General features: G+C 33.2%; 22 protein-coding genes and 2 pseudogenes. 22 read left to right on the top strand and 2 right to left on the bottom strand.

Annotation, left to right across the window (positions count from 1 at the left end):
* Positions 1-263: 263 nt before the first annotated feature.
* The 11 genes from ACFVSW_RS27455 (at position 264) to ACFVSW_RS27405 (ending at position 11,367) form a co-directional block, all read left to right on the top strand.
* Positions 264-722: a putative iron-sulfur cluster-binding metallochaperone gene (locus ACFVSW_RS27455; protein ID WP_387319805.1), complete on the top strand. Its 459-nt coding sequence runs from the start codon at positions 264-266 to the stop codon at positions 720-722.
* Between the two features lies 1 nt (position 723).
* Positions 724-1,179: an NUDIX domain-containing protein gene (locus ACFVSW_RS27450; RefSeq protein WP_387319804.1), complete on the top strand. Its 456-nt coding sequence runs from the start codon at positions 724-726 to the stop codon at positions 1,177-1,179.
* Between the two features lie 134 nt (positions 1,180-1,313).
* Positions 1,314-1,628, top strand: a complete 315-nt coding sequence (locus ACFVSW_RS27445; RefSeq protein WP_387319803.1) for a hypothetical protein — start codon at positions 1,314-1,316, stop codon at positions 1,626-1,628.
* A 223-nt stretch (positions 1,629-1,851) separates the two neighbouring features.
* Entirely contained in the window at positions 1,852-2,118 is a 267-nt protein-coding gene (locus ACFVSW_RS27440) for a hypothetical protein (RefSeq protein WP_387319802.1), read from the top strand.
* Between the two features lie 184 nt (positions 2,119-2,302).
* Complete coding sequence (locus tag ACFVSW_RS27435) at positions 2,303-4,132, top strand: S41 family peptidase (RefSeq protein WP_387319801.1); 1,830 nt, start codon at positions 2,303-2,305, stop codon at positions 4,130-4,132.
* Positions 4,133-4,485: 353 nt separating this feature from the next.
* Positions 4,486-4,788, top strand: coding sequence for a hypothetical protein (locus ACFVSW_RS27430; protein ID WP_387319800.1), 303 nt, complete (start codon positions 4,486-4,488; stop codon positions 4,786-4,788).
* Positions 4,789-5,334: 546 nt separating this feature from the next.
* Positions 5,335-6,516 carry a PIN-like domain-containing protein gene (locus tag ACFVSW_RS27425; RefSeq protein ID WP_387319799.1) on the top strand — a complete coding sequence of 394 codons (1,182 nt, stop codon included), beginning with the start codon at positions 5,335-5,337 and terminating at the stop codon, positions 6,514-6,516.
* Positions 6,517-6,852: 336 nt separating this feature from the next.
* Positions 6,853-7,347 (top strand): GNAT family N-acetyltransferase, encoded by a 495-nt coding sequence (locus tag ACFVSW_RS27420; protein ID WP_387319798.1) that lies wholly within the window; start codon positions 6,853-6,855, stop codon positions 7,345-7,347.
* Between the two features lie 134 nt (positions 7,348-7,481).
* On the top strand, positions 7,482-8,153 hold the full coding sequence (locus ACFVSW_RS27415) for a serpin family protein (protein WP_387319797.1): 672 nt from the start codon (positions 7,482-7,484) through the stop codon (positions 8,151-8,153).
* A 470-nt stretch (positions 8,154-8,623) separates the two neighbouring features.
* Positions 8,624-9,238, top strand: a complete 615-nt coding sequence (locus ACFVSW_RS27410) for a hypothetical protein (RefSeq protein ID WP_387319796.1) — start codon at positions 8,624-8,626, stop codon at positions 9,236-9,238.
* 80 nt (positions 9,239-9,318) lie between these two features.
* On the top strand, positions 9,319-11,367 hold the full coding sequence (locus ACFVSW_RS27405) for a protein NO VEIN domain-containing protein (protein WP_387319806.1): 2,049 nt from the start codon (positions 9,319-9,321) through the stop codon (positions 11,365-11,367).
* Between the two features lie 415 nt (positions 11,368-11,782).
* Here the strand turns inward: ACFVSW_RS27405 and ACFVSW_RS27400 are convergent, their stop codons facing one another.
* Complete coding sequence (locus ACFVSW_RS27400) at positions 11,783-12,421, bottom strand: hypothetical protein (RefSeq protein WP_387319795.1); 639 nt, start codon at positions 12,419-12,421, stop codon at positions 11,783-11,785.
* Positions 12,422-12,518: 97 nt separating this feature from the next.
* Between ACFVSW_RS27400 and ACFVSW_RS27395 the strand changes: the two genes are divergently transcribed.
* The 4 genes from ACFVSW_RS27395 (at position 12,519) to ACFVSW_RS27380 (ending at position 16,240) form a co-directional block, all read left to right on the top strand.
* The gene (locus ACFVSW_RS27395; RefSeq protein ID WP_387319794.1) at positions 12,519-12,767 is read left to right on the top strand and encodes a hypothetical protein; all 249 of its coding nucleotides are present in this window, start codon (positions 12,519-12,521) and stop codon (positions 12,765-12,767) included.
* A gap of 125 nt (positions 12,768-12,892) precedes the next feature.
* Positions 12,893-14,023, top strand: coding sequence for a hypothetical protein (locus ACFVSW_RS27390; protein ID WP_387319793.1), 1,131 nt, complete (start codon positions 12,893-12,895; stop codon positions 14,021-14,023).
* A 12-nt stretch (positions 14,024-14,035) separates the two neighbouring features.
* On the top strand, positions 14,036-15,166 hold the full coding sequence (locus tag ACFVSW_RS27385; protein ID WP_387319792.1) for an AlbA family DNA-binding domain-containing protein: 1,131 nt from the start codon (positions 14,036-14,038) through the stop codon (positions 15,164-15,166).
* A 384-nt stretch (positions 15,167-15,550) separates the two neighbouring features.
* Positions 15,551-16,240 carry a hypothetical protein gene (locus tag ACFVSW_RS27380; protein ID WP_387319791.1) on the top strand — a complete coding sequence of 230 codons (690 nt, stop codon included), beginning with the start codon at positions 15,551-15,553 and terminating at the stop codon, positions 16,238-16,240.
* A 111-nt stretch (positions 16,241-16,351) separates the two neighbouring features.
* Here the strand turns inward: ACFVSW_RS27380 and ACFVSW_RS27375 are convergent, their stop codons facing one another.
* Positions 16,352-17,176, bottom strand: coding sequence for a hypothetical protein (locus tag ACFVSW_RS27375; protein ID WP_387319790.1), 825 nt, complete (start codon positions 17,174-17,176; stop codon positions 16,352-16,354).
* A gap of 664 nt (positions 17,177-17,840) precedes the next feature.
* Here ACFVSW_RS27375 and ACFVSW_RS27370 point away from each other — a divergent pair.
* The 7 genes and pseudogenes from ACFVSW_RS27370 to ACFVSW_RS27340 form a co-directional block, all read left to right on the top strand.
* Positions 17,841-18,320 (top strand): hypothetical protein, encoded by a 480-nt coding sequence (locus ACFVSW_RS27370; RefSeq protein WP_387319789.1) that lies wholly within the window; start codon positions 17,841-17,843, stop codon positions 18,318-18,320.
* 17 nt (positions 18,321-18,337) lie between these two features.
* Positions 18,338-18,784 (top strand): hypothetical protein, encoded by a 447-nt coding sequence (locus ACFVSW_RS27365; RefSeq protein ID WP_387319788.1) that lies wholly within the window; start codon positions 18,338-18,340, stop codon positions 18,782-18,784.
* A gap of 210 nt (positions 18,785-18,994) precedes the next feature.
* A complete protein-coding gene (locus ACFVSW_RS27360) occupies positions 18,995-19,240 on the top strand; it encodes a hypothetical protein (protein ID WP_387319787.1) in 246 nt (81 codons plus the stop codon).
* Positions 19,241-19,531: 291 nt separating this feature from the next.
* Positions 19,532-19,948, top strand: coding sequence for a hypothetical protein (locus ACFVSW_RS27355; protein ID WP_387319786.1), 417 nt, complete (start codon positions 19,532-19,534; stop codon positions 19,946-19,948).
* Positions 19,949-20,106: 158 nt separating this feature from the next.
* Positions 20,107-20,283, top strand: a pseudogene (locus ACFVSW_RS27350) (IS66 family transposase); the annotation flags it as partial.
* A gap of 384 nt (positions 20,284-20,667) precedes the next feature.
* Positions 20,668-21,549, top strand: coding sequence for an alpha/beta fold hydrolase (locus tag ACFVSW_RS27345; protein WP_387319785.1), 882 nt, complete (start codon positions 20,668-20,670; stop codon positions 21,547-21,549).
* A gap of 121 nt (positions 21,550-21,670) precedes the next feature.
* Positions 21,671-21,769 (top strand): annotated as a pseudogene (locus ACFVSW_RS27340) (small, acid-soluble spore protein, alpha/beta type); the annotation flags it as partial.
* Positions 21,770-22,667: the final 898 nt, after the last annotated feature.

The raw sequence follows: 22,667 nt of genomic DNA, 5'->3' as shown, positions 1-22,667 counted from the left end.
TACCATGTGTGCTTCCCGTAAGGGAGCGACAGTCAGTGGTGCACCGTGGTCGGTGGAGTCAGACTAACGGATGGGCTCTAACGCACCATAGTTCATCGACCTTCCTCTCCCAGCCGTAGAATCAGTATTGACAGTTAGTGACCATTTTCATTCTCTGTGGTGAAGCGCTGATTTTTGCGCTTCATGGATGGCTAACGGGCAGTTTAGTTGAACAAGAAATGGTATAGTTTAGTTATAAAGTCAATCTCAAGGAGAGATAAATTATGAGCGATTGTTGTAAAACAAATGATTCATTATCTGAAAAACTTCAATCCTGTTCGTCTTGTGGTGTAGTTGGTAAAAAGGTCAAAACGATTACACTAAAAACAATGTTAAAACCATCATCTTTAGAGTTACTTAATGCAGAATTAGATCATTATTTTTGTGCAACTGCTAATTGTGAGATCGTCTATTATAATTCGGAAATTAAGTCTTACTCTATATCAGAAATTAAGGTTCCTGTTTTTCAAAAAGAGTCTTTACTTGATACGCCTGTTTGCTATTGTTTCAATTGGACGAAAGAAAGAATTCAAACATCCATTGAAAACGGACTAACACCTCATCCAGTTGAGCACATTCGGGAAAACATTAAGGCAAATCGATGTGGCTGTGAGGTCAATAATCCGCAAGGTAGTTGTTGTTTAGCAAACGTCACAAAGTTTAGTAGCCAATTTGGAGGTTAGTATGAATTATTGCGATACGATGAGAGAAAAGATTGGAAATGATCCACTAATCATTGTGCGACCAAGTGTAGCGATTATAAACCAGAACGGTGAGATTTTACTAAATCGATACATCGATGGCATTTGGAATATTCCAGGTGATATTTTGCAGTTAAACGAGTCAGTTGAAGAATGCATTAAACGGAATGTCCTTCAAGATATTGGACTAACTTTAAAGCGATTAACTTTGTTTGGTGTCTATTCAGGAACAGAATTAATTAATCGAGTAGAGGAAAGTGGCGATGAATACCAAACTGTTGCAATCGGTTATTTATGTACTGAATTTGAAGGGGAAATAAAACCTGACCGTAATCAAGGAATTGAAGCACAATTTTTTGCTTTAAATAATCTACCAACAGAAATCAATCCTTTTATCAAAAACAAGTTGTTAGAGTTAAAAGCTCATCTTATAAAATAGTTGCTTATATAACTAACGGAGTGCTTTAGTTGAACAGCGGGGGTTGTTGCGGCAGCCTGTTTCTTATTCCACTAACGAGCAGGTTAGTGGAATAAGACGTGTTACAATAGTGGTTAAAAAAGGGGAGTTTTTGTATGGCTGATGTAGAAGCTAAAATAACATTCCTTACAACTGAAGAAGGTGGTAGGAATTTTCCTGTTTATTCAGGTTATCGTCCAGCCCATTTAGTGAAAGAAGATTATTTAACAACTGGAACACATCATTACTACAATAAAGAAAAAGTTGAATTAGGTGAAACAGTTTTAGGGACAATCACATTTATTACTCCAGAGGCATATCCAAACACTTTATGGGTTGGAAAAAGAATAACAATACAGGAAGCGTCCCATATTGTTGGTTATGCGGAGATAACTAAAATATTTAATGAAACACTATTAAAGAAAATTTGAATGTCTTCTTTAACTATTGGCGGCATGAGTTTAACAACGGAGATAGCTGCGGCAGCTCCTTTTCTTCTTGAACAAACGGGGCAGGTTAGTGGAATAAGGAATCCATTTTTAATATCTTCTGATAAACCAAAATTTCCAAACATCCCCTAAAGCTATACAGTATAATGTAATTAATGGAAATAAGGGTGTGTTAATGTAAATAGCGTAACCATGGGGGATGGATATGTTTTTCTTTAATAAAGAAGAAGTTTATATTGGATATTCAATGGAAGAATTTTCAAAGGTAAGAGGGATTTTAAAAAGTAAGGGCATTAAATATACCTACAAAGTTATTGACCGTTCAACACAATGGAGAGGATATGGGACGACTAGGGGGAACTTTGGAAGTATTGGAATGAACAAGAATTACGAAAAACAATATGTTGTTTCTGTTAAGAAAAAAGACGCAGAGAATGCAAAATATTTTATTCATAGTATTTTACATTCATAAATCTTATTGCAATAAAGAGTGCGATTCTTAAAAATAATTAATAATTCTTATTTTAAAATATTTGATTGAATTGGACAAAAGTGCTTTTATTTATATATAGGAACGATGATAAATATTCTACAATAATTGTTATTTTTACCAATTAACTAAGTTACTCTTAAATTGACTTTCAGATCTGTAATCTTTGGAGGAAAAAATGGGAAAATCGTATAATAGATTTTTGATTATTTTAATTAGCCTTTTAGTATGCATACTGTTGTTATTTACCCTTTTTCACGATAAAACTGAAAAAACAACTTTCAATAGTGTAGACAATAAAATAAGCCAAACCCGTGAATACTCAAATATTGACGCTTTTTCAAAAGTTTACGGATATGTACGGTATTTTCATCCAAGTGATGAAGGAGCACAGTTAAATTGGGAGCGTTTTGCGATTTATGGTATTAGCAAAGTAAAGAATGCAAAGAGTGAGAGTGAATTAAAAGCGAGATTGGAAGAATTGTTTTTGCCTATAGCTCCCACTATGGGTATCTATTATAAAAATGAGAAAATCAAAATGCCGAAAAATATTAAAAATGGGGAAGTTGTTGCTTGGCAGCATTATGGACCGCCAGAAGACCCGGATTTGTACAAAAGTAAACGAGTTACTGCAAATCTTTCTGCTGGAAAGTATACTCTTGAAAAAGAAAAGCTATTCTCCTCATTTCCTAAAATTAATGAAACCATTAATAATAGCATCAGCGATCAACTGGTCTGTTCGATACCACTTGTTCTTTATAAAGATATAACTGGAACCTTGGGCAGCAGCCAAGTAAGTCGAGACAACTTCAAGATGCTTATGGAATCTATTGAGAAAATGGATCGGAATGACTCAAGTGAGAATGAAAATGTCCGTTATGCAGGAGTCATCGTTACTTGGAATATGCTGAATCATTTTTATCCCTATTTCGATGTAACCGACTCTGATTGGGAAAATCAGTTGGGCATTGCCTTAAAGGACGCTTCTGATGACAAGAATCGGAATGATTATATAAGCACTTTATTGAAACTGATGGAAAAAACGAAAGATGGGCATGCCACTTTCTCCTTTGACCAATTTAAGTTAAAAGAAAAGAGACTCCCAATCATATTAGATATGGTAGAAAATAATGTGGTCGTAACGGTTGCTAGTCAAGATTCACCTTTTAATAAGGGTGATATTGTCCTTTCAATTAATGGAAAAGGTTCACAGGAACTAGTTGAAGAATTGAGCAAAGAAATTCCTGGTTCGGTCCAATGGAAAACTTACAGAGCATTAAAAGAAATAACAAATTTTGATACAGCAACAATAAAAATTAGAAGAGGGGAGCAGTTGTTAGAGCTGAATACGAAAAGCACCCAAATCAGATTAGACGAGTTTGGCAGAGAAGATACCTTCAAAGAAGTAGAAGATGGCGTATTTTATTTTGATTTAGGTAAAGATGTTCAATCAAAATTTGAAGAAAATATCGATGTCCTTAGCAATGCAAAAGGAATTATTTATGATTTAAGGGGCTATCCATCCTTTCCGTTGATGCAGAAAGTGGTTGGTCATCTGACTGAAAAGCCTGTAAAAGGTCCTATTCTAAGGGTTATGCAGACGATATATCCAGACCAAGAAAATGTAACATTTGATGAGGTAAGAGTTACAATAGAATCAATGAAACCATTTTTTGAAGGGAAAGTCATCTTTCTCTCTTATGCAGGGACAGGTAGTAGACCCGAGTATTTTCTAGGATATATTAAAGACAATCATTTGGGACAAATTATTGGTCATCCAACTGCTGGAGCCGACGGAGAAATACAAAACTACTCAATTCCAGGCAATTTAAATGGAACTATGACCGGTATGGTAGTGTTAAATGCAGACAGGAGCCAGACCCATACAATTGGAATTCTGCCAGATGTTGAAGTTAAAAGGACGTTGGAAGGCGTATCAAAAGGTAAGGATGAATATATCGAAGCTGCACTAAAACTAATTAACAATAATAAGTAAACAAGTTTAATAAGCAGAATAATTAAAAAAGGTGTTTCCATCTAAATACAAGTGCAAAGATTGTGAACTATTGTACTTCAACTACCATGAAAAAAGTTTCCTCAAGATTTGAAAAATGACAAAACTTAAGAAGACCCTGCTCAATCGTTAAAAAAAAGAGGAGAGCGTTAATTAATAAGTCTATGAATTGGTTGACTGGATTAAGGTCAGTATCAGTATTGACACTTCCTAACCATTTTCATTCTCTGTGGTGAAGTGGTGATTTTTCCGCTTCATGTATGGCTAACGGGCAGGTTAGTTGAATAAGAAATGGTAAAATATACATAGCTAAAGTTTGAGGGGAGGAACAGATTTTGAAAATAAAAACAAAGGAAATTGAACAATTAGTGTTGATGTTATTAAATAAATTAAAGGAAAAAGATATTAGTGAAGTAACTATTGACACTGACTATTATTGGTCAGTTGACTGGAATGACATAGAGAATTTCAAAAGCGAATCTCTTGAATTTGGTGTTGGTTCCTTTTGCGATGATTGGAATCATTTACAAAAGATTCTCTCAGGTGAATTTGAACTAAATGTACTGGATTTACAAAGACTTTCTACTCTCTTGAACATTTTAGGTAAAACCATACACGAATCGGAAGTTAGTCTATAAATAACTAACTACTTGTTCAACTACCGGGTGCGAGAGTTGCAGATCCAGCCGCCCTATTTTGGCGGCTTTCTTCTTGTGCTAACGAGCAGTTTAGTTCAATAAGAAAAACACTCAAAAATCCCAAAAAAATGTGCTTGGTCTGCTATAATATTCATAAAAAACCAACCCATTTATAAAAAGTTAACCATATATTTTATCTTAGAAAAGATGGAAGAAAAATAGTCTAAATAATGGATTTTACTTAATGTGATCCTTCAGTATGAGGATTTTTTTATTGCTTTTTAGTTTTAGGATACTATTGGTGTTTGTTAGAAGATGAAAACGACTTTTATGGATAAATGAAAAGAGCATTTTTTATAAACATGCTAGTATATTAAAAGAGATAATTTAGCAAAATTTCGGGGTAAAGAAACAAGAGTTGTTATGGCAAATACCGATGAGTTTTAACAGATAATGTAATAAGCTCACTTGTTAAAAAAGATTAGTGAGCTCTTTATTATAATAGTAATTTTTTATTACAATATGATTAGGAATTGAGGGGTATGTGTGAAGGACTGGGAATCTTTTTTTCATCAACCGCAGCCAATAAATGAACTTATTAAAGATGCTTTAATAGTTGTAGATACAAATGTCTTGCTTTCTGCGTATCAATGGAGAGAAGTAACTGTAAAAGAGGTTCTTAAAACACTTAGAACATTAAGTGATACGGATAAATTAAGAATACCTAGGCAAGTGATTGTAGAATTTGCAAAAAATAGACCTGGACAAATTACACAAAGAATAAATGATATAGAAACATTGATTTCAGGCTTGCAAGAGCATAACTCGTTAAATAAAAAGGTTCCAATATTGGAAGGAAAAACTACATATAAAACTTCAGAGGAATTTCAGCAAAAATACAATGAATCACTAAAAGAATATCGGAAGTCATTAGTTGCACTACGTGACGATTTAAAGGATTTATTTCAAAATGACCCATATCTAAAGAGTATTAAAAAGATACTTGATAAATCTTTTTATGTTCCAGCAAATTCAAAAACTGATGAAGAATTAATGAAAGATGCAGAAAAAAGGTTTAAGGAAAAATTACCTCCTGGTTATAAAGATGATCCTAAAGAGGAAAATAGTGCAGGGGATTATATTATTTGGTATAACATACTACAATTAAGATCAAACGTAATATTTGTTAGTGGTGATAAAAAACTTGATTGGGTTTATAAGGATAAAAAAGGGAATCCTATAAGTGCTAGGAGAGAGCTTATTCAAGAGTTTTATAAGGAAACAGGAGGGAAAGATTTCGCTCATATATCTCCAAAAGAGTTTATAACTTTAATTAACCCTAGTGTAAGCTCGGAAGTACAAGAAGATTTGGCGACAAAGGCATACAATAACAATGCGGAAGTTAGTGGAACGTTAGTTGTAAGAAAACCTATTCAAATTTATAAACATATTATTAGTGAAACCCTAGTTAAATTTGACCCAATGAGAATTATATTTAATTTAGAAGAACAAATCGATGAGTATGATTCAGAAGCACAATTAATTTATGATTCATTGTTAAAATGTAAATCCCACCTTCAAGTATATGAAATTATAAAAAATGTATTAAAGACTCAATTTGGAGAGGTTCCAATTGCGATATCGGAAGAAAAATTCCAATCATTGGCTGATAAAATAAATCTTATTAGAATAAGAATGCAAAAATCTAAATTTGGTTTAGAGAATTAAAATGGTGCTATTAATGCACTTTACATCATATTGATAAATGGGAACGGCTAGGCTTATTTAATTTTGTTAAGCAATAGAGTTTTAAGTGGGATTTTTTCCTAAAAAAGCGATTTCCAAATATCAAATCTAGAAAAGATTACTCCTCTGGATAAAGGTCATCAATTGTGAAGGAAATCACTTAAATTAACGGGTGCAAGAGTTAAAGAAATGATCGCTAATGCGGTCTTTTTTCTTGTTGCACTAACGTGGCAGGTTAGCACAAGAAGAATAGAGGTCTTGATAACCTTAATGTCGAAAATGAATGTATAAACCGTATAAAACACAAGGAGAGGTACTTTGAGAAAAATTAGGGAAGCAACAAAAGAGGATATGATAGAAATTTATAAGATGGGCTATGATGTTTGGGGAGATAATCTGCCATATGAAGAATATATAACTATGTGTCAGGATTCCAATAAGTATAAAAAGGGAAAGTGGTACGTTCTTGAGACAACAGATACAAAGCAACTATTAAGCTCCCTCATCGTATATGAACTAAATCTTTCTGAAGATCAAATTGTAAAAGGGATTGGTTCAATCGCTACTCCTATATATTTAAGAAAAAAAGGATATGCTTCTTTATTGGTCAAAGAAACGATAAATAAATTAGAACAGGAAGAAAACTGTAACAACTTTTTCCTTTATAGTGACATTGGGATAGAATTTTACAAAGGATTAGGTTTTATTGTACTGCCTAATGATAGTCAAAAATATAAAGACAGTGTTTGTATGTATTACTCAAAAGAAAATGATATCGACTCCATATCAATTGATATACCCAATTACTTTTAAAGCACATCCTTATTGAAGTAATGGGTGCGTTAGTTGAACAAAGAAATATAGGAACAGCTATATGGATTTATGTCTTCCCGTTTTTCTTATTTCACTTACGAAAAGAATATAAATTTACAAAAGAGGTAATTTCCTTGCGTATAATCGTGTTATTCGTCTCTTCATGTGTACTATTTCTTGGGATTTTCATCATTCGTGATTCTCTTAATCCTCCCCTTGAGAAAAGTGAAATGAGTTCTATATCAGGTAAATTTGACCATTATATAACAAGTGGAAGATACACTAATGCTGAACTGCATCTTACAAATGGTTCTAAATATTTCATAGAAGACCCTGAGTATCAAGTATTTGATGAAGTTGCATTTTTAAAAAATGTAAAAAAAAGGAAAGAAGTCAAACTGCTTGTCTATAGTACATCCCGCTCAAATTATATTATGATGATAAAATCAGGGAAAGTAACTTATCTTTCATTTCGGGACGCATATAACTCCGAACGACAAGACAAGATATGGGGGCTTGTTTTAGGCAGCATCATCCTTTTGCTTTCAATTATATGTTTTGGCGGAGGGATTCATCTCACGTCTTGGAGAATCACATTAAATGAGTCGAATGACAATTTTATTTACAAGACCGCTTTCGGGCGAACATACACCATCTTTTATCATGATATCTCTTACTATAAAACAGGAAAGCTCGCATTAATATTTAAGTACAATGGTAAATTTTTTGTGGTCAACCCTTACGCAGAAAACTATCGTCCTTTTCTTCATATTCTTATTAAGAAGGATGTAAAAAAAATATTTTAGCGTGTTAATATACGTTATTAGCAATACTGTTTTCGTTTATTTTTATTGAGTAAACATTAATTGTGAAGAATTGTACTTAAACTATAGGGTGCTTTAGTGAAGAAAGGGTTGTCATTGGCAGCTCTTTTTCTTTTTACGCTAAGGGTACAGATTTAGTTTCACTAAAAAAATTAATTTATAGTTAAAATAGATTGTGTATAGCTTATCCACTATTACGGTCCCGAAAGCAATGTGATACAAAAAACACCAATTTTTAAAAAGGATATTTTAATAAATTTATTATCACTTTTATTGAAAAAATGAATATTTATGGTCAAATAAAAACGAGATTGTGAAGGGTTGTACGTACCTACCTCAATTTTATGAGTAAAAATTTCCAATAATTCTAGATAATTTGTTTTGTTCAAAGTAAATTAACAGATATAATATAATTATATAATAAATTAATGTGTAAGAAGGGGTGGAGTTAATTGGCAAAGAGTAGTAAGAACAAAGAAGAATTATTACTTCAAAGTTTCGATGTTTTGAAAAGTAATTTAGAAGAAAATAGTGGAAAAATACATGAGATTATTGAAAAAATAGCAAAGAGTAATATATCATTATCCATTGATATGTGGCGCTATGTTCTCATTAATGGTGAAGCCTACATAAAAAGTAATGGATATTACTATACTGACGGAATGATGTATGACTTAGGTAATAAAATTGGAAGTGAAGAGGTATTGGTCATTTTGAATGAAAATGACGATATCCTTGAATATTGTTTCAGTAAATCCTCTTCTGTTTCATCATCCTATATTTGGTATGCTTTAAGATATGGCTATTTAGAACTAGCTGAAAGAATGTATACATTAGTAAAGAAAAATCGATATAAAGAAGAATCACTTACTCAAATTATTGAAGAAATTTGTGATTCTTTTGCTTCAGAATATGATTATATTCAGGATGCCGATGATGATGACGATTATGAAGAAGATGAAAATCGGGCAAATGAAGTTGCAAATGTTTTATTAAAATGGGTAAATACTTTAAAAGATAAAGAAGCTAAAGCTCGTATTACAGTAACATTAATCGACTATGTTTAATAACTTTTGTGTAATTAAGACCCTCATGTCAATTTTCACATGAGGGGTTTTTTTGAGAGGTGGTAGTTTCATTGAAGCAAGTGATCGAAGAAATCAGTCATAGTTTTTTAGAAGAAGCTAAATCGTCACCACAATTATTAGCGGATATGGCGGCGATGGAAAAATATATGGCTGAAAGTTACGGGGAACGTATATTTATTGAGTTATTGCAAAATGCGGATGATGCAGAATCCAAATGCATTACTCTATATAGTAAAAATGGTCATATTTTCTTTGCGAATGATGGAAAACCTTTTAATCAACATGATATTGAAAGCATTAGTCGTTCAGGGGCAAGTTCTAAAAAACGAGGAGAAACCATTGGGTATCGGGGGGTCGGCTTTAAAAGTACAACATATCTAACTAACAACATTATTATCCACTCAAATAATGTTGGATTTACGTTCTCAAAGGATCTGTGTGCCAAGAAATTACAGATTTCAGATATAAACAAAGTGCCAACTGTTCGTATCCCTTTATATATTGAAAATATCGAACCCGAAATAGAGGAAGAAATACAAAAACTCTACCAGGATGGATATCATACTATTTTTATTTTTAGGGATGCTCGGTTAGTCATATTAGAGGAAGAGTTGGCTGCTATTAATGATGGCTACTTTTTATTCCTTAACCATATTCATCAGATTCAAATCAACCTTCTATCCATTCGTAGAAAATTTAAGATATTACGAGATAATCATCGAGTTTGTATTCAGGAAGTAGGACATGAAAAGAAAGAATGGTTCATTGTTGGAAATCAACAGAATAAATCGATTCAACTTGGATTAAAAATAGATGAACAAGGTCAGATTATCGCTTGCGATAAGGAAGAAGCGGTATTTCATTGTTATTTACCAACATTGGAACCTACTGGTTATCCATTTAAAATCAATTGTGACTTTTCAACAGACCCTAGCCGAAAACACTTAACTTGGGATGAAAAAACAGAAGCAGGGTTATTGAATGCAGCAGAACAGTTATTTAAAATGATGACTGAAACTTTGCAGGGCGGAAATGAAGCCTTATTGTCAATCTTTTCATTACTTGAAAAACGTCAGTCTTTCTCGAAGTTTTCAAATTATTTATCTGAAAAGTTCATTCAACTAATTAAAAAAGAAAAATGGATTCCTTTATTAAACGGTGACATGATTAATGCAACAGAACATAAGCGAAAACCACGCTTTTTAGAAACATCAGAATTCATATGGATACGAGATCATTCCTCTATGAACCAACTGACGCCGGTTGCTAGTTTAAAACAAAACAGTTCCTTAGATAGCTTTTTAGAACCATTTGCGAAAGGAATGTATGAAATCCAGGACTGGATAACCATTCTATCAGAGAAAGAGTTTGTAGACAAAGCTGACCAGAACATGTTAGGTAAACTTTATGGTCAATTGTTGAAATCAATTCGTTCTAAAATGCTGATTAATAATGAGGTATTTCCATTAGACACTTGCTTTGTTAAAAACGATAATAATCAATTGCTGATTTGGGGTAGTAAAAAAGGAATCGTTTTTTCAAAATCCTTCTTATCAGAATTTATAAATACACTAACATCAAATGATATTAAATGGGTTGATAATACCTATAAAACAAGTTTTACAAAGGAACAATCCACAGGAAATGACAGTTTTGGTTCATATAAAAAAAAGGATTCCAATGTTTTTGAACGTTCATTATCCTCTATTTTTTCATCAAATAAGAAGACCATCTCTAAATGGAGAGCAGCAGAATATCAATGTATAGAATTTGAGCAAATCCAAGGAAATCAGGCTAAGGATGTTAGTAAGCAAAATCTAGGTTATGACGTACATAGTCAAACCAAAACTGGTAATATTCGCTATATCGAAGTAAAATCAATTTCGAATCGAAATGCAGAAATTTCTATTACAAATAATGAATATACGGCAGCACACCAATATGGAGATGCATATTATTTATGTATTATTTATCAACTAGAAAACCAATTAATATTAGAATATATTCAGAACCCATTAAAGCAGTTACAGTTAGAGAAACGTGTTAAACAATGGGAATGGATTTGTGACGATTACAGCGGTGATAAATTTGAGGTAGACTTAAACTAGCAAGTAAATATAGGGGGTGTTTTTAAGGGAAAATGATATTTTATGAGTTGTTAAAATAATGGGTTGCTGCGGCAACTCTATTTCTTTTTATGCTAAATGTACAGATTTAGTTTTACTAAAGAAATATTTATAGGAAAAATAGATTGTGTGAAAGTTTGTCTACTATTTCGGTCTCAAAGGCGAATGCACACAAGATGCACTGCAATCTTAATTAAGGAGTTTGGGAATATAGGCGAAGTTTAGTGGAAGAAGGATATCGGAAGAAGGATATTCAATTCCAGTTGAAGAAACTAGTTGTAAGAGGTTGATTTATATTGTATAAAAATTTAATCGAGAAATTCCTTCTTCAACAAAAAGTTGCGCTTAGTTTGAATAAATCGGAAGACTAAAAAGGTTCAGCAATCGTTGAACCTTTTTACTTCCACTTTGGATTATGAATTTGCATATGTTGTTTAATCATGTATTCAGCATTAATTTTGGTGCTGAAACTGTTGATTGTGTTGTTCATTTCCGTGCGGAGCGCTAACGCCTCTTGGGAGGACATTGCAGTCCCTGATGTCTCATGCTTTTTAATGATGTTTTCTACTTTTTCGATGAAATTTTGATTGATTTGAGAAATCTTTTCTTGTTGTGCTTTTTGAAATGCCTCCTGTTTTATCTTGTTGGCTTTCAGCCGTCTTTCTTCCCAGCTGTTACTGACTTTCTCCCAGCCGTCACTGATTTTCAGGTATGAAAGAACGAAAAAAACAATGGCGCTACCGATGGCTAAAAAAAAGCAAAAACCACTTAAGAAAGGAAGCGGTCCTAAAATTCTGTCCCTTTCATCGAGGATTTTCTGATCCTCTTTCGTGTAATAAACCTTTGAGTTGTCTTCGATTTCGCCCGACCGACCGTTCGGAACGAAATTATAATCTTCAATCACTTTATAGGGTTTGATCTCATTTGCAAACAATTCCGGGTGTTTTTGTTCTAGGTTGTTGATTTCATAGACAAGGGTATTATGAGCGGAAAATGAACCAATCAACAGACATAAGACAAACAATATTCTCCGCAAAGGACATTCCCCCATTTGGTTGGTATGTTCCTATTTTACCAGATTTTTTGTCTCGTTTTTGAAAAATTTATATAATATTGGAAAGGGGATGGGCTAAGTGTCATTAAGTAGCAAATTAGACGGAAAGACAAAAAGGGATAAGGCATTCAGGGAGATACTTTTATCGGTTGAGCCAGGTAGGGACGATTACTATACGTTGAATAGGAAGAAGTCCTTTTCCGATGAATACACGTTGAGAGTAGCAAATTCATTGGAGAACATCCAATTTTCCAGTTTATTGGGTACAGCATTTGACTACATGGCACGAAATAAGCCGGAAACGTTTCGGCGAACACGGTTGAAGTGATAATCCGCTTTTTCTGTTGATATCTTCGATTTTGATTTTCCACTTTATCATCCATTTCTTCGAGGGATACCACAAGAACATTTTTTTGCTAAAATGAACTTAAATTATATGAAAAGGGTAGTTGTATGAAAGATGTTAAAGATCTACTATTTAAAGAACTTTATCCGGAGGATAGACTTAACCCGAATTTCCGAAATATTGCAAATGAGAAATTGCCTTTTGCTCGAGATTTAATAAAGAATTGGGCAGAGGGATTCGTGGATCGTGATTATAAATTCGTTAAAGAATTTCAGACAACGTTTAATTCATCTTTTTGGGAGCTGTATCTCTTTGCCGCACTAAAGGAATTGGGGTTTGTTGTTAACTTTAATTATGATCGTCCGGATTTTGTGGTAGAAGGAGATAATAGTTTCCTTATTGAAGCTACTATTGCAAGCCATGCAAAAGATGCAACTCCTGAATGGCATAAGAACTATTCGGAAGAAGAACTAAATGAATGGAATAAAGAAAAAATAGTGGATAACGCTACATTGCGATTGGCGAATGCATTTATTGGAAAGTCGCGAAAATACACAGACTCTTATAAAAAGCTAACTCATGTAAAGGGGAAACCTTATGTTATTGCAATTGCACCATTTGATTCTCCGTATTTCTTCTTACAAAATCATCATGCTTTTCAAAGAGTATTATATGGTATTGATCGTTTTATTGCGATTGATTGGGATCATCAGTCTCGTGAAATCCTTAATATGATTTTTTTAGAAGAAATCGAGAAGAAAACAGGCTCAAAGGTACCTCTTGGATATTTTACCAATCCGGACCATTCCCATGTCAGCGCCGTAATTTTTAATAATGCCGCAACGTTTAGCAAGGTAAGGGTGATGAGTGAAGACCCGCGTATTACACTTGTCCAATTTAGAAGATTCAATGATTACGGCACTCAGCCATTTGAGGGAGTAGTTGAGAAATCCGTTTTTAATGAGCATTTGTTAGATGGTATTGTCGTTTTTCATAACCCTTACGCTGAAATTCCGTTTGATATAGAGGAATTTCTCCATCCAGTTATCGGTCATTATGGATTTGATGTTGAAAAGAAAGAATTCATGTCAGACATTCCCCACGGCTACATATTTAATCGACATATTATGGTAATGGATATACCTGAGGCAACGCCTGAACAGCTTAGACAATACAGAGCACAACTTACTAAAGATAACAAACCAAAAGACACAGTTTTTCCTAAGTTTCATAACTAAAAAGGAGAAAAAATGACGAATCAAATCTTCTCATACGCTGATTTTAAAAAGTTGATTGAACAAGATGAAAATGAGTTTTTGGATTTTAAAATTATGAATAACGCCTTTAAAGATAAAGGGGCAAATGCTGAACTTGTAAAAGACATAATTGCTTTTGCAAACAATGGCTTTAAGAAAAGTTATCTTGTCATTGGTGTAGCCGATAATAAAAGGGGATTTAGGTCTGTTGAAAACCATAAGCTTACTGAACTTAATATCCAAAGTTTGGTGAAGGATTCCATTTTCCCTGCGCCACGGGTCACTGTTTTTGATCAGGGTTGGAGTCACAATGGAATAGCGCCTGAGCATAAAGATAAACGATTTGTTATTATCCAGGTGGGACCAAATCCAAGACAGTGCTTTCGATTCAATAAAGATTTTATTGACTGGGAAAATAAATATCACTTCCGAAAAAACGAGGTTTGGGTGAGAAGAGGATCATCCTCTGATACAGCACACCCTGAAGAAATCAAACGGTTATTAGAAGGCAGTGATTACAAAGAAAAGGAAACTTTTGAGGACAACATGGATTACACAGAAGTACATAAAGGTGCTGTCCTTGAAACGCTGCTAATAGACCTTACTAATCTTGTCACTAGTAAAGGTGGTAGAGTCGAAACTATTGATTTTAGAAGAAAAGATTTAGCGAAAATTGCAAAAATCGTTTTGCCCATTGGTGAAGAAGTTTTTCATTTCCTAACCATTATACCAAGTGAAGAAGGAAAACCTTACACAATTAGAATTTTTCGTGAGCTAATGGATGAGGATCGAATGCCAAATCACCATGGCTTACTCGTTCTCTCGACCGCAAATAGTAATAAATCCTACAATAGATTATTTTCACCGGATATGGAAATCAAGAAAAACTGGGGAGCGCTAATCCTCCCAGGAGGATTGGCTTTCCTTGGGATGATGGTACGTGTCGGTGAGTTCAAAAAACCAAGTGAAGTAGGTCCGATTGTTATTGATTTGCCAAAATTGACAACAAGAGAAAAACTCACAAAGCACTTTAATGACCTGTGTGATTTTCTTAATAATCCAAAGGAAAACACACATGTGTCAAAATTAAAAAAAGAATTGGAAAAATATATTCAGTTTGAATAAAAGTAATACTTCCCATAATTGTCCTGGAAAGCTGCTTTTCGGTCCTGTTGGGCTATTTTTTTATCCATCCAATAGCTTTTTTGTGGTTGTAATTTTGTGAAGAATTGTATTTAAACAAACGGGGGCGTTTCTTAAAAAAGCAGGAACGCTCTTTTTGACTAACAAAAACAATTATTTCGTAAAAAATATAAATTTATAGGGAAAATTACTCGCGTCATAGTTTGTCAAGTATTGCTATTTCAAAGGAGAAAGATAACAAATAAGAAGAATTTTTGAGATTTTTATTAATTTAGTTGGTTTAATACAGGATAAAGTGGAAGATAAGTAATATTTAATTATATAATGTTTTTAAAGAGATGAAATTATTTAAAGGGTTGGAATAAAATGGATAAACTCACAGGAGCTACGCTACAAAGGATGTTTAATGAACATTTTAACCGCGAAATGATAGTTAAGGGCTTAGCCTATTATTTAAAGGTAAAAGAAGAAGAAATACAAATCTTCGAAAAATATAATAATTTATACTTTACTAATCAAATAGACGATAAAGTTAGGTTACAGTTAATATACTCAGCAGGGACTCATTATACTGATTTTTCGGATGAGGAATGGATTGGAATCAAAGGAAAATCTTTAATTCAATTAATTACTCCCCCTAAGGATCGTCTTGATGCATACGATCTTCAGAAACAAGCGGATCAAGTATATGGTTCTAAGTTTAAAAAATTATTTACTTTTTTATATTTAGAAATGATGCAACTCAAAATAGATATACTAAGTAAAGGCTATAACAGCAAAGACTTTTGGATTAATGAGGATTTTTTTTATAAATCTAGTCTTTCTTATAATGGGTCTTATTATAGAAAATTGGAATCAGATCCAATCGCTTGGAAGACCTTTGTGGCTAATAAAAGAGTGGAATATAGTCCAATAAAATTTAACAATAACGAATATAGAAAAATTATTACAAAAAATTCCCCTCCTAAAAATTCTTTAACCCAAAATTCTGGATGTTTAATTTATTTTACTTTAAGTATTGGAATAATTACTATGTTATCTTGGATTCTAATATAACGATTACCATTAGAAGTGATTTAGCAACCTTTGAATTATAACCCAAATAAGACTAATTTTTATTCAGTGTCAAATTTGGGTTATAGTTTATTAATGGTCATCTATGTGAATTTACTTTTTTAATTTTGTTAAAAAATTTCTATAAAGATTGTTTAATTTAACTAAGTCTAAAGATGGAATTTGTAATTCTAAATCAAAATCTAAGCATTGTCTTAATAAATCTACCAATACTTCATGGGAATACCTTGATTTTTCATAATATGGATCGGGGATATAAGGATTTTCTCTGCAACTTATTATAATATTACCCGTTAAAATTGCTTCGGGATAAAATTCATTAGATGTAAATGTTTTATATTCATAATGACCTCTACCGAAATATTGTTTAATTCTTGATGAATCTGTCCGCCCTTTTATTTTCAAAGTCGGAACTTTATTTAATTTATTTCTAGAAAAGATAACATTGAAATCACTAGTGGTAACTTGCTTTAAACTACCACCAATAAGTTCTTCTGCCAATTCATAGACTTCATTAGAAGCAAAAGACCCTAATTGATCATGAGGTAGTTCATATTTATTATTTAAAATCCGAACTTTAGAACTAAAATAATTCTTTTGATAAGTCGGCTTTTTAAAAACTTCTATCACTTTTGGTTTTAGTCCGCCGGATTCAAACAACAATAATCTTGTGAATCTATCCTCAACTGTACAACATTCATAAAGAATTTCTTTAAATTTATCACTATTTAATCCAGAATATGAATTTGGAGAGAATTTAAATTCTCGTATATCCAATTCACTAATTCGCTTTAAAAGAGTTCTGTCAGAATTCAGTATGAATCTACTACCATCTAACTTAAGCTCATAATCGCAAATTTTAGTGTAATGTAATTTGTTGGTATAGGGACGACCATCAAAATGTTCAATAACAGCCAATGTTACTCAGCTCCTTGTATGCGTTATTTATTTGAACTTATTGTTTTTAAAGTTACTGTTATTATTTGCTTAACATGTATAGAAAGAAATAATTAGGACTTGCTTATGAATATATTTATAACGGTAAACCAATAAACTCAATAAACCATACTTTATTACTTTCCAACAATAACTCTAATTTAAATGTAACTTTATTTTTTTTGCAGATTTGTTTAATAAATTTATTGAATTAAATTATTCACTTATTATTACAATAATTCTACGTGATTAATTATAAGAGATGTGAACAATGAAGAGGTAAGATAATATGATTTCTATTTTAACAATAATTCATGAGTTCATTATGATAGTTACAAGTCAAGTATATACTATTAACAGATTTTATAGATGTATTTTATTGCAATATAGATTTATAGGTTTGTTTGTCCAATATTGATATTTCAAATGCATTGTAAAACAAAATGCACCTATTTTCATTAGGCTGTGTTAAGGGGCATTTTTGATTTTATAACCATGTTGATTGGAGTGGAAGCCGCGAGACTCCTGCGGGAGCGCCGAGGAGTAAATGAGTATGTGAAGAGATGTACTTAAGCTAACTGGGCAGGTTAGCTTAATAACGTGATATGCTAAATTATAAGTTATTCAGGTTTAATAAGGAGGTCTTATGATAAATAAGAATATCGTTTGTCGAACTCCAGGTGTATATTCTGAGGGCTTAACAAGGGGAAAATCATACCAAGTAATTGATATAAATACTGACGAAGATATGGTTCGAATAAAATGCGACAATGGACGATTAAAATGGTTTCCATTATCCCACTTTAATGTAAATGGTGAGGACATAATAAATTTAATAAGTTGGAAGTTTGATGATGAAGTATCAAATGACCCTAACGAAACAAATTGGATAGAAATAAGTATGAAAATGAGTGACGGAAGTGAAAGATGGTGTATTCTCTACACTCCAGAACGATTAAGAAACTTATTACAGCAACCAAATATATATCCAACAGGACTCCATATAAAGCATATGATAGTTGTTAAAAGTTACAATGTAGAGGATATACAGAGTGTTTTGGATTATCTAAATCAGGAAGACGAGCTAATTGGTGCAACATTACCACTTAATAGCAGTTCTTCTTGAACTAACGGGTGCAAGAGTTGAAGATGATGATCGCTGCGGCGGTCATTTTTCTTATTCAACAAAAGGGGCTGGTTAGTGAAAGAAGGAAATATCAGCTACGAAGTGAAATTAATATAAAAGAGGTGGAGTCTATGAATAAACCATATGAAATTCAACCATTAAGATTATTGGGAGGATGGACAGTAGAATTTAATAACTTTTATGAATGCGAACCTGATAATTGCAATAATTTTGGTGAATATTTTGTTGAAGATTTATTGCAACTTACCAATAGTAAAAATAATCTTGTTCTCGACTTGGGTTGGTATCTAGATAGCGATAAAAACGGTACATATAAACTATTCTTAATTAAGGATTACGATTGGGAAAAACCATTAGAGTATTTTGAAAGTAGGAATACAAAAGCAATTGTAGATAAAATTGAGTATTGGACAAACTATGGTTTTTATCAAAAGTATCTATAAAGATAATTCGTATTACACAGGTATTTATTTTTATATTGTGAAGAATTACACTTAAGCAAACGGGTGCTTGAGTTCTAGAAGGATAGCAGCTGCGATCCTTTTTTTTATTCGACTAAAGGGCAGTTTAGCAGTTGAAGAAGGAAAACTAATTATTTTCTAGAATAAATATCAGTAACGACTTTATGAACTTGGAATTGAAAGGGGAATGTTATGTACAGGTTATTTGGACTTTTAATAATTAGTTTATCATTGCTTACAGCCTCTATTGTATTGCAAGTTGCTATGGCAGCAGGGCAAGGGTTGCATACTATTTCTGTTTGTCTAATTATAATTGTTTTAATCTTGGGCATTTTATTGTTAATTCCTAAAAGTAAGAGCCAAAACAATGAAGAGGTATTTGTGTCTGACGAAGAAATAGAGGCAGAATTACTGAATTCTAATCATAAAAATAAATGAAATCGAGGGATGTGCTGTTCTGGTTAGGTCAATGCATTTTTTTCAAGCATTAAACAAACGTTGCAGCATTCCTATAATAAGTTTGTGAAGAAATGTACTTAAGCTAACGGGTGCTTATGTTGAAGATGAGTTGCGGCGGCGGCTCTTTTTTTGTTGATCAACGGGGGCTTGCTTTAAAAATTGGGTTTCTGCGGCAACCTATTTTTTGTAACTAAAGGACAGGATAGTTTAATAAGAGTAGCCATAATATATGGTTCATTATGGTAAAATTATGTTGTGGGAGGGGTTGTGATGAACAAAGAGATTGAAGAAATTATTGTTAAAACTTTCTTTAACAAAAAGATTCAACAAAGGGTGTTGTTTGAATTATCTTCGTCAAAAAAACGCAGAGAAGCGATAGGAAGATTAAATCACAATTATTTAGATACTCTTCGTAATGAGTTTATGATTGAAATCCCTAAACCAAACTCTGACCCAGAAGAAATAGAAAAATTGATGAAAGAACAAGGTGCAGGTCAAAACTGTTATGTAATGTCATCACATTCAGGAGTAGATGGTAAAGAATTTCCCCTTACAACTGCAATAGAAGAATTGATATGGTATGGTATGCCTTCAATTATTTCTTGCATACACGGAAAATTAGCGTATTTTCAAGCAGAACAAGATTACGGACCTCCACCACGGTTTATGTTAAAAAGGTCATTATAAAAGTAAAGTTCTTCTTCAGCTAACGGGTGCAAGAATTGAAGATCCAGCTGCCATTTTTGGCGGCATACTTCTTGTGCTAACGGGCAGTTTAACACAATAAGGGATAGTATCAGTATCCTCTTAAATTTATAATAAAATTAGGTATTGGACTCAAAGTATTCTTGTATGATGGGCGCATTGAATTCGATAATAATCCAGCCGAAAATGCCATCCGTCCCAACGTTCTAGGAAGAAAAAACTGGTTTTTTTCGGTCATTGAAGCCGTCGCAAAAGCAAACGCAATTAGTTTGGGTATCGTGGAAACAGCCAAAAGTAACGGCGTTAATTTCTACGAATAGATGAGGAAACTTTTTAAGGATCTACCTAATCTCGGCATCCATCAAAACCCAGAAATCTTAGATAAATACATGCCCCGGTCAAAAATGATTCAGATAGAATGTAGCGAATAAATGAAATAAGCCGTATTTTTGATTAAAAAAATCAGGAAATACGGATATCTGATGCGTACCGGAAAGGTGTGCTTATTTTTTATAATTCGGGCTTACATAATACACACTTATTATGTGAGTTTTTCTAAAGTTGATTCAAATTCACCAGTGACAAAATTCAAAAGTTGCTAGAGGAACTCAAAACGTAAATAACCGAAAAAAATGCTAAGCACCTCCCTATCTGCATATAAAAAGATAGAAGGTTACTAAAAGCTTAGAGGGGTTGGATAGATGGTAAGCTACCACATTGCCACAATTGATAGCCTGCGTATTTTTTATCGGGAAGCAGGAAGCCGAAGAAATCCAGCGATTGTGCTGCTCCATGGTTTTCCGAGTTCTTCCCATATGTTCCGAAATCTAATTCCTTTTTTGTCTGACCAGTTTTATGTCATTGCACCTGATTATCCCGGCTTTGGAAACAGCAGCATGCCTGCTCCCGATGAATTTACATACACTTTCCATAACATTTCGCTTGTTATGGAAAAGCTGCTGGATCTTCTTGGCATCAGGCAGTCAGTCTTCTATGTTCAGGATTATGGGGGTCCAGTCGGCTTCCGCATTGCTGTTCGCCAGCCGTCAAGGGTGCTTGGATTTGTTATTCAAAATTCCATTGCTCATGAAGAGGGGCTTGGCAAGCCGTTCGATCTATTTAAAGCTTTGTGGAAAGACAGAAACCCAAACACTGAAGCTGCATTGGGAGCCTTACTTACCTTTGATTTCACAAAGAAGCAGTATCTTACCGGCGCTTGCTCCCCGGATCTGATCAGCCCGGACAGCTATTTGATGGATCAGCTCTTCTTGGACCGCCTGGGAAATGCTCAAATTCAATTGGAACTTGCCTACGATTATCGAAAAAATGTAGAACAATACCCCGTTTGGCAGCAGTATCTGCGCACGAAGCAGCCCCCAGCGACAGTTATCTGGGGGAAAAATGATTTTATTTTCACATTGAATGGCGCTGTTGCCTTTAGCAAGGAACTTTACAATGTAGAAACCCATCTTCTTTGCGGCGGGCACTTCCTTCTCGAGGAGCAGGCTTGGCAGGTATCACAGCTAATTAAAAGCTTCTTTTATTCAAGGCTAGGTAAATACAGCCCTTCAACCATAGGTTGAAGGGCTATTTGTTCAATAATTTATGTATGGAAAATTTACCAACTCTGTGTTAGGAATACAATAGCCAGTGTGTTTTTAAAATAATAATTCAAGGCAATTACATAATAGGGGGTGACTCAATATGTCAAACAATAACAATCAGCTTTTAGTTCCAGGAATTCAACATATACATCAACAAATAAAGAATGAAATTGCACAAGAATTTGGTGTGCAGCTTGGTGGAACTTACGTTAATACAAAAAGGTAGTCTAAACCAGAAATAGAACAAGTGAATCTACAAAAAAGTATGTCTGAACAACAAGCTGGACGAACTTTCCGCTAATAAAAAAATGCCCACTAGAATTGAATTTCTAGTGGGTTTTTGTTTAAAAAACAATCCATTCTTGAACTATTACACCCCTCAGATTTTAAAAGAAGTTTTTAGAACTTTTTTTAGAGAGATATGAAGTTAAAGAAGAAATTCTCAATCAAATGATGGGGTAACGCCCTGAAGGGTTCTCTCCTAGTCGAATAGTACTGAATTTAGTAAGAATGATAGTGGCAAAAAGGCGTGAGAAATTACAGTAGCAGCTACATCGGGAACACATTCTTGGCCTTGTTCGGCTATCGATAAAGATTCTTGTCATTCGATTCTTGGCCATCACATCGTTAATTGGTGGTAAAAGAAAGTTTGTGAAATAATGTACTTAAAGTATCGGGTGCTTTAGTTAAATAGGAATAAATAACAAATACACAAAAAACACCGTGCTAATTTCTAACGGGTTCCGTTTCCTATCACAAACATTAAAAATGTAATGTAAAATGACCGACAAATTGTATGCCAATTTGTTGGTCATTTTAGTTTGATATAGAGGGATTTTAGTTATAATTTTAAGTGAATTTTTAGTACAATTTGCATATGGAAATGTATGGGTACTATAGCCAGTGTACCCATACAAATTACACAACATTTTTACTAACATATTGGGATACAAATATTTACTCTAAATTAGGGAATGGTTGTAATACCTGTTACTATACCTAATGGTTTTGATAAAAAAATATACAATTTAGAAAGTTAGATGGTGGGTAGCACACTTTGTATCAATATTTTGATACTTCTGGTATGTTGAATATTA

The organism is Neobacillus sp. NPDC058068 (assembly GCF_042885335.1).
Taxonomy (GTDB): Bacteria; Bacillota; Bacilli; order Bacillales; family Cytobacillaceae; genus Neobacillus.
This window is presented reverse-complemented; position numbering and strand designations above follow the sequence as displayed.

Excerpts from the sequence above, each read along its gene's own strand:
- ACFVSW_RS27455 (WP_387319805.1), top strand. The coding sequence starts at position 264 with ATGAGCGATTGTTGTAAAACAAATGATTCATTATCTGAAAAACTTCAA.
- ACFVSW_RS27450 (WP_387319804.1), top strand. The coding sequence starts at position 724 with ATGAATTATTGCGATACGATGAGAGAAAAGATTGGAAATGATCCACTA.
- ACFVSW_RS27445 (WP_387319803.1), top strand. The coding sequence starts at position 1,314 with ATGGCTGATGTAGAAGCTAAAATAACATTCCTTACAACTGAAGAAGGT.
- ACFVSW_RS27440 (WP_387319802.1), top strand. The coding sequence starts at position 1,852 with ATGTTTTTCTTTAATAAAGAAGAAGTTTATATTGGATATTCAATGGAA.
- ACFVSW_RS27390 (WP_387319793.1), top strand. The coding sequence starts at position 12,893 with ATGAAAGATGTTAAAGATCTACTATTTAAAGAACTTTATCCGGAGGAT.
- ACFVSW_RS27385 (WP_387319792.1), top strand. The coding sequence starts at position 14,036 with ATGACGAATCAAATCTTCTCATACGCTGATTTTAAAAAGTTGATTGAA.
- ACFVSW_RS27380 (WP_387319791.1), top strand. The coding sequence starts at position 15,551 with ATGGATAAACTCACAGGAGCTACGCTACAAAGGATGTTTAATGAACAT.
- ACFVSW_RS27370 (WP_387319789.1), top strand. The coding sequence starts at position 17,841 with ATGATAAATAAGAATATCGTTTGTCGAACTCCAGGTGTATATTCTGAG.
- ACFVSW_RS27360 (WP_387319787.1), top strand. The coding sequence starts at position 18,995 with ATGTACAGGTTATTTGGACTTTTAATAATTAGTTTATCATTGCTTACA.
- ACFVSW_RS27355 (WP_387319786.1), top strand. The coding sequence starts at position 19,532 with ATGAACAAAGAGATTGAAGAAATTATTGTTAAAACTTTCTTTAACAAA.
- ACFVSW_RS27345 (WP_387319785.1), top strand. The coding sequence starts at position 20,668 with ATGGTAAGCTACCACATTGCCACAATTGATAGCCTGCGTATTTTTTAT.